Genomic DNA, 12,525 nt, shown 5'->3' on the forward strand with positions numbered 1-12,525 from the left:
AAGTTCATAGAGTTTGTTTATATAGTTTTTCACGTTTCCTTGTAAGAAGGACAGAACCCCTTCAACCTGTCTTTTGTAATCCCTTTTTGAGATGAATCCACAGCAGGGAGCAGTGCATTGGTCTATGTGGTATTGAAGACAAGGTTTAGGGCGTTTTTTTAATTTTTCACACTTTCTAATTTTGAAAACTTTGTGTATTAAGTCCTTTAAAGCTTTAGCGTTTTTCGGTGGAATAAAAGGTCCAAACTTTTTCCCATTTCCAATGTCTCTTTTTCTAACAACCTTAACGGTGGGGAAATCTTCCTCTGTTATTAGAAGATAAGGGTAACTTTTGTCATCTTTTAATAGGACGTTGAACTTTGGAAGGTGTTTTTTGATAAGTTCAGCTTCTAAGGCTAAAGCTTCTCTTTCGTTCTTAACAATTATGTAATCAAAAGAAACAGCTTCCTTTACGATCTTATAGCTTTTTTGGTTTGGGTCTGTGCAAAGAATATGGGAAGAAAGTCTATTTTTTAAAGACTTTGCTTTTCCAACGTAGATTACTTTTCCGTTTCTATCTTTAAAAAAATAAACTCCCGGAGCATCCGGGACAAATTGAAGCTTATCCTTCATAGGTGGCACAGGACTTTTCGGTTTCAAAGATGGAAACCTTAGAACATTCTATTCCTAGAGGTTCTACGTTTTTACTCACAAAGTAGTAAAAGAACCTTGCAAAGTTTTCAGAAGTTGGAGAACCGTTAAAAAGGGCAATTCCGTCAAGAAATCTTTGGTAAAAATCAGCGTCTTTTGAGGTTGAATTTACTTTAAAGTTATCAAAAGTTAAGTAATGAAATTCTTTTAAAGAAGAAACCTCAATTTCTTTAAACTCAAAAGTTTGAAGCTTGTAATCTTTATTAACAGCTATGGCCTTTAAAGAAGGGATTTCTCCATTTATATTTGGTAAAGAAAGTTTACCATCTTTTATTAGTCCAAGTTTTTCTAAAAAGAAAAGAAGGCTTGGGTCATCCATTCCAAAAATTGTTTTGTGGTCAAAACAGGTATCTACGAACTCCTTTAACCATCCAAGGTGGCCAAAGTCTGTGACCATCTGGGCTTCGTCCAATTTTTCCGATTTTAGGTAAATGATTAGTTTATAGTTATGACCGTGTCCGGGAAGTCTTCTACACTTTGGGTAAGTGTTTTTTGTCCACTTTGGGTTTAGTTTTTGAGAATAAACCGAATGGGCAGCGGAAAATTCTATTACCTTTGAAATCTCAAACATAACTTACTCCTTATCTGGATGAAAGTTTATAAAAGTAACGAGGGTTGTTCCATAGCCTCTTCTTTCAACTATCCATTTTTCATCGTCTGGAAGGAAAGGTTCATTCTTTGGTTCTTCTAAGATTACTAAACCATCTTCATCAAGAAGGTCAAAGTTTCGAACCATATTTACAATCCTTGTGTAGTATCCTTTTTCATACGGTGGGTCTGCGTAGATAAAGTCAAACTTCTCTCCTCTTTTTGAAAGTTTTTTTATTGCGTTAACGTAGTCATCGCAAATTATTTCGTACTTCTCTTTTTCCACACCAAGCTTTTTAAGATTTTCTCTTATTAGTTTACAAAAGCGTTTATCGTTTTCTACAAAAACTACTTTCCCAGCTCCTCTGCTAATAGCTTCAATTCCAACGTTTCCAGTTCCAGCAAAAAGGTCTAAAAACTTTACTCCTTCTAGATAGTTGTTAAGTATAGAAAATACAGACTCCTTTACTCTACCGGTTGTTGGTCTTAAAAGCTTGGTATCTTCACTCTTTGGTAGAGACTTTATTATCCTTCCTTTGTACTTTCCACCTATTATTTTCATTTCTCAGGACTCCTAATAAATTATTACCTTAATAAATTATGCCGCGAGGAGAAAAATGGTTTTTAGACTTTTTAAGTTTTTCTTTCTCTTTTTAATTTTTACAACCCCTAGCTATGGAGATAACTTAGACTGTTTTTTAGAGAATCTTAAGTTCGTCAAAACTTTAAAAATAGTTTTCTCACAAAAGACAAAACTGCCGATTTCAGATGACGAAGTGGAAAGTTATAGAGGAGTAATTTACTACAAAAGGCCTTCAAAGTTTTTATGGAAGTACACAAAGGGAAGCGATATTTTTGTTATATCTGATGGAAAGTTTTTAGAGGTTGTCTTTCCAGAGGATAGAGAGTGTCAGTTAACAGAAGTTAACGAAAGTAGTGAGTTCTTCCCGCTCTTTAAAATCTTGGACGCTCCTTCAAAGTTTTACCAATTTTTTAAAGTTTCGGATCTGGGAAGCGGAGAGTTTGTCCTAGAACCAAGATATGAAAAATCCACTTTTGAAAGGATATACCTTGTAGTAGATAAATCCTGTAATCTCAAACTCTTTAAAACTGTTCAAATAGATGGAACAGAAAGTAAGTATGTAATTAAGTCTTTTGAAGAAAATGTTAAGCTGGAAGACAATCTTTTTAAGTTAATTCCATGTGGAAATTAAAAGCCGGCAAATGCCGGCAAGGAGGATACCATGGGAACTGGAAGGAGGGGGTGAAAGTAAATTTATTCTAATTTTATTAATTGTCAAGACCGATTTTATAAAGGAATTTTTATCCTTTCCTTAAGGTAAAATTAGGGCTGAAATATTTTGAAGGTAAAGAAGGAGGCTTTTTGTGCTGAAAAGGACAGTTTGCACTTACTGTGGTGTGGGGTGTGAAATTGCTTTTGAGAATGGAAAACCCCGTCCTCTAAAAGAAGGAGTTGTAAGTAAAGGAAAGCTATGTATAAAGGGAAACTTTGGACATGAGTTTATAGAAAGTCCAAAAAGATTAAAAGGAGCATACGTTAGAAAGTCCTTTTTAAAAGAGTTTGGCTTTGATCCCAATAATTTTGAAACTTTTGATGAAAACTTTGTTAAAGTTCCTTATTCTTTAGCTTATGATCTTGTGGCAAAGAAATTCCTTGATATAAAGGAAAAATTTGGAGGAAACTCCTTTGCAGCAATAGGTGGAGCAAGAACGAATTGTGAGAGTGTTTTCGCCTTTCAAAAGTTTGCAAGGGAAGTTATGGGTTCTCTTAACATTGATAACTGTGCAAGAATTTGCCATGCTCCAAGCTTAAGAGGACTTGTTGAGACTGTTGGAGAAGGAGCAGCATCTATACCTTTTGATGAAATTTACAATGCAGAACTTATCGTTGTAATAGGTTCGAACACGACAGAAGCTCATCCTATTGTTAGCCATAGAATAATAGAGAAAGTAAGGAAAGGTGGAAAACTTGCCGTTATTGATGTTAGAGAAATTGGTCTTTTTAAGTTTGCAAAGCATAAGCTTTTAATACCTTTTGAATCAAACCTTTTGGTTTTAAATGCAATAGCAAGAGTAATCTTAGAGGAGGAACTTTACAATAAGGAATTTATAGAAAAGAGGACAAAAGGCTTTGAAGAATATAAAAAAGCCATCCTGAACGATGATCTTTCAGATCCAAAGATTTTTAGAAAGTTAAAAGGTTATGAAAACTTAGAGGAAAAAATTAGAAATCTTGCTAAAGAAATTGCTACTTCAAAAACTGTGTTCCTTTGGGGACTTGGAGTTACTGAGCATATTGATGGTTCAAAAAATGTTATGGCAATAGCAAATTTAGCTTTACTTACGGGAAATGTTGGAAAAGAGGGAACAGGACTTATGCCCCTAAGAGGGCAGAACAACGTCCAAGGCGCCTGTGATATAGGAATGCTTCCTTACTACCTTCCGGATTATCAAAAGACAGAAGGAAGAGGATTGATGACTCCGGAAGTTATTGATGCTATTTTGGATGGAAAGATAAAAGCTTTATTTGTTATGGGGGAAGACCTTGCTCACGTTCACCCAAACGTAAACAAGATAAGGAGAGCTCTTTCAAAACTTGACTTTTTGGTAGTTAATGAGCTTTTCCCTTGTGAAATAACAAAATTTGCAGATGTTGTTTTTGGAGTTAAAAGCTGTTATGAAAAAATGGGAGTTTACGTAAACGCGGAAAGGCGCCTTCACCTCTCAGAGCCGATCTTTGAAGTAGATCTTCCAGATGATTGGGGAGTTATCTCAGAAATAGCAAAAAGAATGGGAGTAGACTTTGGTTATAAAACTTCTGAAGACGTATGGAACGAAGTAAGAAAGGCAGCTCCAAAAAGATTTTCTGGGGCAAGCTATGAAGTTTTAAGAAAGAATTTCCTTAATTCTCCTCAGTGGCCGGTAGTAGATGGAAAGGGAACAAGAATTCTCCATACCGATGAGTTTTCAACAGAGGATGGAAAAGGAAGGTTTAAGTTTAACCGCTACGCGGTGCGTGGAATGGTAAAAGAACTTCTTGAAAGTGGTGATTTTAAAGACTTTTACCTAACTACTGGAAGAATTTTAGTTCACTATAACAACGCTGTTCAAACTGGAAACTGTCCAACTTTAGAAAAGTTTAAAACCTTTAAAGAAGATGTTGTTTACGCAAGCGAGGAAGATAGAGAAAGATTGAAGAACGCTAAAAGGGTTAAACTTGTATCACCTTTTGGAGAAACTAAAGACTTACCTATAGAGTTTAATAAGCACATAAAGAGAGGAACTCTTTTTGTTTCTTTCCATAGGGCAAAGAGTATGGTTAACGCTTTGTTTGGTGATGAAGGAGACCAATTTGTAAAAACTGCAAAGTTCAAGTCTGTAAAAGTAAAAGTGGAAGTTGTGGAATGAGACTAAAAAAATCCTTAGGACAACATTTTTTAAGGGATAAGAACATCATAAAAAAAATTGTTGACGCTGGAGATTTGAAGCATATTGATAAAGTTGTTGAAATAGGAGCCGGAGGGGGAGCTTTAACGGAAGAAATTATCAGTAGGAATCCAAGAGAACTTGTAGTAGTTGAAATTGATAATGATTGGGTTAAGCATTTAGAAGATAAATTTGGTGAAAAAATAAGAATTATTAATACTGATGCAACTAAGTTTGATTTTTCTTCTTTGGATGAAAAGTTTAAATATTTTGGGAACCTTCCATACAACGTTTCAACGAAGATTCTTAGAAACCTTTTAGACCATAGAAAGACAATGGTTAAAGGTATTTTTATGGTTCAAAAAGAGGTAGCACAAAGGCTCTGTGCTAAAAGCGGTAAAGAGTATGGCTACCTTCCTGCCCTTTTGTCTTTATTTTTTGACATTAAAAAACTCTTTGACGTTCCACCAAGAGCTTTTGTTCCTCCTCCAAAAGTTATGTCAACCGTTTTTGAAATGGTTCCAAAAAATTTTGATAAGGAAGAGGATAAGCTTTTAGAGTTTGAGAAGTTTTTAAAAAAAGTTTTTTCTCACCGTAGGAAGAAGCTAAAAAGCAACCTTAAACTGAAAAACTATTCGCAAGAATTTTCAAAGTACTTAGAAAAAAGAGCCGAGGAATTAACACCACAAGAACTTTTGGAACTTTTTGAAAAGTTGTGGTATAAAAACAATTAATTTTTTTGAATGTTCTTTGAAAGAGAAACAAGGTTTTGGAAAAAGCTAATTGTAAAATAGTGTGAATTGCATTATCTGTAGATTACTGATTAGTAAGAGTTTTAATGGAGAATTTTGAAATGCCCTAGAAAGTGGAAGGGATTGTGACTCTGCTAATCCTGAACCTACTTTAAACATTACCTCTTTATATCTCGAAATGTCCTAAAAAGGGGAATTAAGAACTTTTAGGTAATTACTCTTGAAACATCAATTTGTTTCTTCTATTTTTCTCTCAGAAAAAAATCGTTCTCGTTGCGACTTTCTGATTTCCAAAAAGGAGGTAAGGTAATGAAAAAACTACTAGCCTTGTTAACAGCAGTAGTAATAAGTGGCAGTGTAATAGAGGCAAAAGCTGAAGATTGGGGACTTGAAAGAGTAAAAGAGCCTTTTAGTTCTATTACTAAAAAGATAAAGGTAAACGAAAACACAAAGTATAAATATGCAGTTGGGGTAAATCCTTTAGGACTTGCTTTTGGAATAGCAAACGTAGATGTTGAATTCTACAGGTATACTTTAGGTGAGGGAGTTTACCCTACAGTTGGTGGAGAGTTCTATGCCTACTCAAGCGGCGGCTGGGACGTCGTAGGATTAGGAGTTCATGTTGGGATTAAGAAATATTTTAACGAAGAAGGAAAACCAGAAGGATTTTATGTAAGAGGATTTGGAGCTATTTCTTACTTAGGTGCTGATTACAACTATGCTGGGATAAGTGGTAGCAGTTCGGTAATTGCTCTTTCTATTGGTGGAAACGCTGGATATAAGTGGTTGTTTGGAAAAGAAAAAAGATTTTTTGTTGCTCCTGAAATTGGGTTGCAGATCATAATTAATGGAAGCATAGAAATTGACGGAGAAAAACTTAACGAATTTAGTGGCCTTGTTCCAAGCGGTGGTTTTAGCGTAGGTTATATTTTTTAAATCTTGCAAATGAAGGGCTGTATCCCTGTTCGGGGGGGATACAGTCCGTTAATTCCTTAAAAAGGAAGTTCCTCGAAGGTAATTAAAAAAAAGGAAGGGAAAAACTAAACTTCTACTATCAACTTTCCATTTTCCATAATTGTCTTTTTGCTGTTTCCAATCTTTAAAGTGATTGTCGGTTTTTCTATTAAGAAATCTATATGAACATTTGCTCTTACATTCCCTCCAAAAGAGCTGTTATCACCGATGGCTATATGGCAAGTTCCAAGTATTTTTTCAGCCTCAAGAATGTTGTCAAACATTTTTGCCTTTTCGTTTGTTCCTATTCCAAATTCTGCAATGTTTTTGGCGTTTTCTTCTTTTAGGAAAATGGAATTCAAAAATTCTATAAGTTCCTTATCTCCCTCTACCTTTTCAACTTTTCCGTCTTTTACGAAGAACTTGCAAGGAGTTTCAAGCTTTCTTGTTGGAGCATAGTTTGTAACGAATATTCCTTCTGCTGTTCCTTCTAAAGGGGCGATAAAAGCTTCTCCTGCAGGAAGATTTCCAAAACTTCCAGGAGTACAAAGCTTTCCTGTATCTGCAAGTCCTTCCCTTCCTTCAATTGAAAAGGTTAAATCGGTTCCAAGGGGACAAGTTATGTGAACGCCTGAAGCGTTTGTTAAAAGATTTGCTAAGTAAACGGAAAGTTTTGAGACTTTATTCCAGTCTGCTTGCATTGAGGTATAAAACATAAAAGGTTCAAAAAGAGGCATGCTTGCAAATCTCATTGAAAGAAAGTTTGTGCAAAGTTTTCTAAACAGAGTATGGCTTAAAGAGTGTTCGTTTACTGCAATTAAAACTGCTGGAAGGGTATTAGGAGAGGTGGTTTCTAAAAGTATTTCTTTTATTTTTTCTTCGTCTTCACTTGTTAATTCTTTCTTTTGAATTTTTTCAAAAAGACCTTGCTTTTTTAGTTCTTCAACAAATTCAGAACCGAAAGTTCCTCTCCAAACGGTTTCAGGCGGTTCAAGACCATGCCTTCCTGTTGGTTCATAGGTTAGATGGAGAATATAGTTCGTAAACTTTGTTCCTATTGAAAAGAGAAGTTCACCTATTCTTTCTTTAATCTTGTCTGAAAGAATTAAAATCTTTTCTTCTTTTGAAACACATAGGTTTTCTATGTACAAGTTATTAATTGCACTCTTAGTTTTTTCGTCCTGCCAATCCCAAACTCCCATCTTTGTCTCCTTTCATATGAGGTTTTCTATGAAACTTAACCGAACAATTTTCTAATTTGTTTTTCAGATAACCTCTTTATGTATTCGTTTAAATAATAATAGTCAGGCTCTGTTTTAAAGGCTCTAGCTCGTATTTCATAGTTTGGATTTTGAGGATCTGAAGGATTAAATATTATTAAACCTATTCCAAAACGGAGACATAAGGATTCCACACGGGAAATATCCTTTGCAGTATTGGGTACGACAAGGTAAACTTTATGGCTAAACAATTTATAAGCACATGCTTGTCCAAAAGCAGTTATTAACTGATTATCATCAAGCTTTATTTCAGCTGTAATTATTTCAGGAGTAGGAATAATAGGATCAATTTGGGAAAACTTATAGACACCAATTACATCAGGAGTACCCCACTTGTCTTTAAATTGGTTCCCTCCTAGTGCAATAGCATTTGTACATTCTTCCAAGTCGTTTGTCAAATAATTAGCAAAGCTTTCATAAAAGGCTTCTTCGCGAATTGATTCGCTTTTACATTCAGAGGCAGGAGTATATGAGTTATAGTAGCTTTTATGTATGAAAAAACCTCTATCGGGCGTGATTATATCTTTTTCTTTACCTTTTAGAATTTCTTGCCTGAAAGAAACTATGTATCCTCCAATAGTATTTTTAGATATTTCTGGAAATTTTTCTTGTAATCTTTCTGTTAGTTGTGAATATCTTAATCCTTTAGATTCTTTTTCTAAGATTTCCCTAATTGCTGAAAAGATTTTTTCTTTTTTTGATAATTTCTTAGGCATTATTTTCCTCCTACCTTCCCATAGGTAGCTTTTTTCTTACTTGATCAATTACATTTAGATTTATAATTCCTTCTATTAGCCCTTCACCATCTCCAGCTTCTCCTAAGACTCTTCCCCATGGGTCTAAGACTCTTGAGTTTCCTGCCATTTCACCAGTTCCATTTGAGGCAACTAAGAAACATTGGGTTTCAATAGCTCTTGCAGAAGTTAAAATTTTCCAATGCTCTTTTCTTGCCTTTCCCCATTGTGCGGAAACGGTAAAAATCTCAGCGCCAAGTTTCGAAAGTTCTAAGAAAATTTCACAAAACCTTAATTCAAAACATATTATAGGAGCTATTACACCAATGGAAGTTTCTACTACTTTTAGATTTTTTTCACTACCAGATACAAAATATTTATCTTCATCCGTCGGAGTAAAGAGCTTTACTTTCGGTCGTGAAAAAACAAGTTCTCCTCTGTCTATTACCTGTATGGAATTAAAAAACTTTCCGTTTACTTCTTCTATTACTGTGTAAACGATTGTTAATTCAAGACCTCTTGAGAAGTTTAAGAGCTCATCAACAACTTTTTTAGAAAACCTTGCACTACTTTTTAAGTCTTTGTAATAGAAACCTGTAAGAAAAACTTCAGGAGCAACGACGAGAGAACCTTTCTCACAAAAGTTTAAAAACGTTAGAAATCTACTGTAGTTTCTTTCAAATTCTCCGTCTACCGTTTCAAATTGAATAGCAAAAGCTTTAAAGTTTTTCTTGCAAGATTTTCCTTCCATTTTTCTTTTCCCACACTATTTTGCAGTATGTATCTCTTCCAGAGTTTATTTTGTAGTGGTAATACCTCATTGGTTCCTTTTTGAAAAACTTTTTATGATAGTCCTCAGCCTCAAAAAAGTTCTTGAAAGGTTTAACTCTCGTAGCTATTGGCTCTGAAAAAAGCCCACTTTCTAAGAGTATTTTCTTGCTTTTTTCGGCTAGATTCCTTTGTTCTTCGTCGTGGTAAAAAATAACCGTTCTATACTGATTTCCCCTATCTGCGAACTGTCCACCATCGTCTGTTGGGTCTATTGAAGTCCAAAAAGCTATGAGAAGATCTTTATAGGAAACTTTTGTTGGATCATAAATTACTTGTACTGCTTCAACGTGTCCTGTTTTGCCACTACAGACTTCCTCGTAAGTTGGATTTTCGGTAAAACCTCCAGCATAACCAGGAATAACTTCTACAACCCCTTCTATTTTTGAAAAGATCTCCTCAAGACACCAAAAACATCCTCCTGCAAAGGTCGCTTTTTTAAACTTCAAAGAATCCTCCTTAAAAACTCTTCAATTTGAGCTACTGAAAAAACTCCTGCCCATCTGTTTATCTCTTTTCCTCCCATCTCTAAAAGAACTACTGGGGCTGAAAGAATGAGTCTTTTAGAAACTTCTTCTGGATTTTCATCTAAGGAGACTTCAGAGAATGGTATATTAAATTTTTGTGCGATTTCTTTTAGTTTAGGTTTTAAGGATTCACAAACGGAACACCTTTTAGAAGAAAAGAGAATTAATTTAATCTCCACCTTTTTGTCCTCTCTTTCTAAGTAGAAGTTTTACCGTTCCGTAAATGAACTTGTTATAAGGAACATCAATTCCTTTTCTTTCAGCTTTCCTAATAAGAGCTCCTGTTATACCTTCAAGTTCTATTGGTTTACCTTTCTCAAAATCAAGGAGCATGGAAGTTTTGTAGTTTTTTAAATCTTCTGAAGATTCTAAGTATCTTTCCATAATCTTAGTTTTGAGTTCTACTCCGTAAGCTTTTGCAACTTCATAACACTCAAGCATTAGGTTCCTCAAGATCTCATAACTTTCAGGAAGAGAAAGCATCTCTCCAACTGTTGATCTTGTTATGACAGAGTAGGGGTTAAATGCCACATTCCAAACAAACTTTTTCCAGAGTGTATAACGAATGTCGCGAGATGCTCTTGCTTCTATTCCGCATGATTTGAGTTCTTCTACAAGTTTTTCTACCCTTTCTGATGGTTTTCCGTCCATTTCCCCTATTTCAAGTAAACCTGCAGCTTCATGCACTATGAGACCAGGTTCTTTAACGTATGCTCCTATAAAGGCGGTTGCTCCTAATACTCTATTTTCTCCAACAAACTTTGCAAGTATTTCTTCATTTTCAATTCCGTTTTGGACAGAAACAACAACGCTTGTTTCCTTCAACATAGGTAAAAGTTGAGGGGCAACTTTTTCCGTATCGTAAGACTTCACGCATACAAGAACTACATCTACTTTTGGGGCTTTTAAAGGATCATCAGTGAATATGACCTTCCTTCCATCTTCTTTTACAGTCCATTTTCCAAACTTCACACTCTCAACAGTTAATCCTTTTTCTTTCATAGCCTTTAGTTGTTGGCCTCTTGCTATAAATACAACCTCTTTTCCAGCTCTTGCAATCATTCCACCGTAAAAACCGCCAACTCCTCCAGTGCCGAATATTGCGAATTTCATAATACCTTCTCCTAAACAAGTTCTACTATCGTTACTCCGTCTCCTCCCTCTTCTATACTACCAGGTCTAAAGCTCTTAACGTAAGGTGATTCCTTTAAGTATTCTCTAACAAGTCTTTTTAGTATTCCAGTTCCATATCCGTGAACAATTTTTACTCTCTTTATTCCAACAAGATTGGCGTTATCTAAAAACTCTTCCACTTTCCTTAAAGCTTCCTCTCCTCTCAATCCAAGAAGTTTTAGCTCAGGGAAGAACTTTTGGGGTTTTTTAACGTTTACTTTAACAATATCTTCCTCTTTTACTATTTCTTCTACAAGTTCCAATTGAGAAAGTTTGACATCAACTTTCAAGTTTCCTATTAAAACTTTTGCAAGATTTTTGTTTTTATCTATCTCTAGGACTTTTCCTTTTCTTCCCGACTTTAAAATTTTGACAGTATCTCCACACTTTATTTCTTTTTCTTTTTTCTTTGGAATTTCCTTTAAAGCTTCAGCTCTATTTCTTGCAGTTATTACTATTTGTTTAATCTCTTGCTTGGCTTTAGAAGCTTCTTTCTTTAAAATCTCATCACTTTTTTCTTTAAGCTCTTCTATAAACTTTTCTATTTCTTTTGCATATTTTTGTCGCAAAAATTTTTCTTTTTCTTGAAGCTCTTCCTCTTTCTTCTTGAGGGTTTCTTTTATTTTTTCAACTTCTTTTCTTTCTTCAGAAAGTTTCTGATATTCCTTTTCAAGTGCTGCTATTATGTCTTCAGCCAACCTATCTTCGCTTGTTAATAAGGACCTTGCAGTATCTATAACTTCTTGTGGAATTCCAAACCTTTTTGCTATTAAAAGTGCATAGCTCCTTCCTATTATTCCGTAAGCAAGTTTGTAGAGAGGTTTTAATGTCTTCTCATCAAACATTACAGAAGCTACGTCGTAGTAATCATCTTTATAGGCAAAAAGTTTTACTGGCGTAAAGTGGGTTGTAGCAATAACTTTTGCTTTTCTATCTTTTAAATACTTAAGAATTCCTACTGCGAGTGTAGACCCTTCAATCGGATCTGTTCCTGCTCCGAGTTCATCAAGTAAAACCAGTGAGTTTTCATTAGCTTCTTTTAAGATTTCAGAAATTTTCTTTATATGGGCACTAAAAGTAGAGAGATTCTGTTCTATACTCTGTTCATCACCAATATCTACCATCCATTTTTTGAAAATTCGTAAAGTGCTCCCTTCTTTTACTGGAATTAAAAATCCGGCTTGTGCCATGATGGAAAGAAGTCCTACCGTTTTTAGGCAGACGGTTTTACCGCCAGTATTTGGTCCAGTAATGACAAGTCCATTTTTTACTCTTACGTCTATAGGAACAACCTCTTTTTGAGAGAGGATTAGAAGAGGGTGTTTAGCTTCCTTTAGGTCTATATAGTTTTCAAATTCTGGGAAGGTACCGTTAAGTTTTATGGAAATCATAGAAATTGCATAGCGTTTGTCAATTTCTATTAGTGCCTTAAAGCTTTCCTCAAGCTCTTTTAACCTTCCTGACAAAAGTTTTGAAAGTTCAAAAAGAATGTTTTTTATTTCCTCTTTTTCTTCTGCCCTTAGCTCCCTTAACTTGTTATTGTCTTCAATAA

14 protein-coding genes are annotated in these 12,525 nt (G+C 34.9%); 4 read left to right on the forward strand and 10 right to left on the reverse strand.

Translation table 11 applies throughout. From position 1 onward, the window contains the following. The 3 genes from ABGX27_04045 to rsmD all read right to left on the reverse strand — a co-directional run. A partial coding sequence (locus ABGX27_04045) for a GIY-YIG nuclease family protein (protein ID MEO2068664.1) occupies positions 1-612 on the reverse strand: 612 nt, incomplete at its 3' end. Beyond that, positions 602-1,261 carry a 6-carboxytetrahydropterin synthase gene (locus ABGX27_04050; protein MEO2068665.1) on the reverse strand — a complete coding sequence of 220 codons (660 nt, stop codon included), beginning with the start codon at positions 1,259-1,261 and terminating at the stop codon, positions 602-604. The genes ABGX27_04045 and ABGX27_04050, both read right to left, overlap by 11 nt. Positions 1,262-1,264: 3 nt before the next feature. After that, positions 1,265-1,840: a 16S rRNA (guanine(966)-N(2))-methyltransferase RsmD gene (gene rsmD / locus ABGX27_04055; GenBank protein MEO2068666.1), complete on the reverse strand. Its 576-nt coding sequence runs from the start codon at positions 1,838-1,840 to the stop codon at positions 1,265-1,267. A 55-nt stretch (positions 1,841-1,895) separates the two neighbouring features. On the opposite strand from rsmD, the gene lolA reads away from it, so the two are divergent. The 4 genes from lolA (at position 1,896) to ABGX27_04075 (ending at position 6,413) form a co-directional block, all read left to right on the forward strand. Further along, positions 1,896-2,492: an outer membrane lipoprotein chaperone LolA gene (gene lolA / locus ABGX27_04060; protein ID MEO2068667.1), complete on the forward strand. Its 597-nt coding sequence runs from the start codon at positions 1,896-1,898 to the stop codon at positions 2,490-2,492. A 172-nt stretch (positions 2,493-2,664) separates the two neighbouring features. Then, positions 2,665-4,707 carry a molybdopterin-dependent oxidoreductase gene (locus ABGX27_04065; GenBank protein MEO2068668.1) on the forward strand — a complete coding sequence of 681 codons (2,043 nt, stop codon included), beginning with the start codon at positions 2,665-2,667 and terminating at the stop codon, positions 4,705-4,707. Further along, positions 4,704-5,459: a 16S rRNA (adenine(1518)-N(6)/adenine(1519)-N(6))-dimethyltransferase RsmA gene (gene rsmA / locus ABGX27_04070; GenBank protein MEO2068669.1), complete on the forward strand. Its 756-nt coding sequence runs from the start codon at positions 4,704-4,706 to the stop codon at positions 5,457-5,459. Before ABGX27_04065 ends, rsmA begins: the two co-directional genes overlap by 4 nt. 327 nt (positions 5,460-5,786) lie before the next feature. Beyond that, positions 5,787-6,413 carry a hypothetical protein gene (locus ABGX27_04075; protein MEO2068670.1) on the forward strand — a complete coding sequence of 209 codons (627 nt, stop codon included), beginning with the start codon at positions 5,787-5,789 and terminating at the stop codon, positions 6,411-6,413. A 104-nt stretch (positions 6,414-6,517) separates the two neighbouring features. On the opposite strand, the gene ABGX27_04080 is transcribed toward ABGX27_04075, so the two are convergent. The 7 genes from ABGX27_04080 to ABGX27_04110 all read right to left on the reverse strand — a co-directional run. Further along, positions 6,518-7,633, reverse strand: coding sequence for an aminopeptidase (locus tag ABGX27_04080; GenBank protein MEO2068671.1), 1,116 nt, complete (start codon positions 7,631-7,633; stop codon positions 6,518-6,520). 35 nt (positions 7,634-7,668) lie between these two features. Continuing rightward, complete coding sequence (locus tag ABGX27_04085; protein MEO2068672.1) at positions 7,669-8,427, reverse strand: hypothetical protein; 759 nt, start codon at positions 8,425-8,427, stop codon at positions 7,669-7,671. 10 nt (positions 8,428-8,437) lie between these two features. Next, positions 8,438-9,196, reverse strand: coding sequence for a nitrilase-related carbon-nitrogen hydrolase (locus ABGX27_04090; GenBank protein ID MEO2068673.1), 759 nt, complete (start codon positions 9,194-9,196; stop codon positions 8,438-8,440). Further along, entirely contained in the window at positions 9,165-9,722 is a 558-nt protein-coding gene (gene msrA / locus ABGX27_04095; protein ID MEO2068674.1) for a peptide-methionine (S)-S-oxide reductase MsrA, read from the reverse strand. The genes ABGX27_04090 and msrA overlap by 32 nt, the downstream gene beginning before the upstream one ends. Continuing rightward, entirely contained in the window at positions 9,719-9,979 is a 261-nt protein-coding gene (locus tag ABGX27_04100; protein ID MEO2068675.1) for a thioredoxin family protein, read from the reverse strand. Before ABGX27_04100 ends, msrA begins: the two co-directional genes overlap by 4 nt. Then, the gene (locus ABGX27_04105; GenBank protein ID MEO2068676.1) at positions 9,969-10,913 is read right to left on the reverse strand and encodes a ketopantoate reductase family protein; all 945 of its coding nucleotides are present in this window, start codon (positions 10,911-10,913) and stop codon (positions 9,969-9,971) included. Before ABGX27_04105 ends, ABGX27_04100 begins: the two co-directional genes overlap by 11 nt. An 11-nt stretch (positions 10,914-10,924) precedes the next feature. After that, on the reverse strand, positions 10,925-12,525 hold a 1,601-nt coding region (locus tag ABGX27_04110), incomplete at its 5' end, for a Smr/MutS family protein (protein MEO2068677.1).

The sequence above is a fragment of the Desulfurobacteriaceae bacterium genome (assembly GCA_039832905.1).
In the GTDB taxonomy this organism is placed as follows: domain Bacteria; phylum Aquificota; class Aquificia; order Desulfurobacteriales; family Desulfurobacteriaceae; genus Desulfurobacterium.

What these genes read in the sequence shown, in the direction of transcription:
- ABGX27_04050 (MEO2068665.1), bottom strand. Translation starts at nt 1,261, where the DNA reads ATGTTTGAGATTTCAAAGGTAATAGAATTTTCCGCTGCCCATTCGGTT.
- rsmD (MEO2068666.1), bottom strand. Translation starts at nt 1,840, where the DNA reads ATGAAAATAATAGGTGGAAAGTACAAAGGAAGGATAATAAAGTCTCTA.
- lolA (MEO2068667.1), top strand. Translation starts at nt 1,896, where the DNA reads ATGGTTTTTAGACTTTTTAAGTTTTTCTTTCTCTTTTTAATTTTTACA.
- rsmA (MEO2068669.1), top strand. Translation starts at nt 4,704, where the DNA reads ATGAGACTAAAAAAATCCTTAGGACAACATTTTTTAAGGGATAAGAAC.
- ABGX27_04075 (MEO2068670.1), top strand. Translation starts at nt 5,787, where the DNA reads ATGAAAAAACTACTAGCCTTGTTAACAGCAGTAGTAATAAGTGGCAGT.
- ABGX27_04080 (MEO2068671.1), bottom strand. Translation starts at nt 7,633, where the DNA reads ATGGGAGTTTGGGATTGGCAGGACGAAAAAACTAAGAGTGCAATTAAT.
- ABGX27_04085 (MEO2068672.1), bottom strand. Translation starts at nt 8,427, where the DNA reads ATGCCTAAGAAATTATCAAAAAAAGAAAAAATCTTTTCAGCAATTAGG.
- ABGX27_04090 (MEO2068673.1), bottom strand. Translation starts at nt 9,196, where the DNA reads ATGGAAGGAAAATCTTGCAAGAAAAACTTTAAAGCTTTTGCTATTCAA.
- ABGX27_04105 (MEO2068676.1), bottom strand. Translation starts at nt 10,913, where the DNA reads ATGAAATTCGCAATATTCGGCACTGGAGGAGTTGGCGGTTTTTACGGT.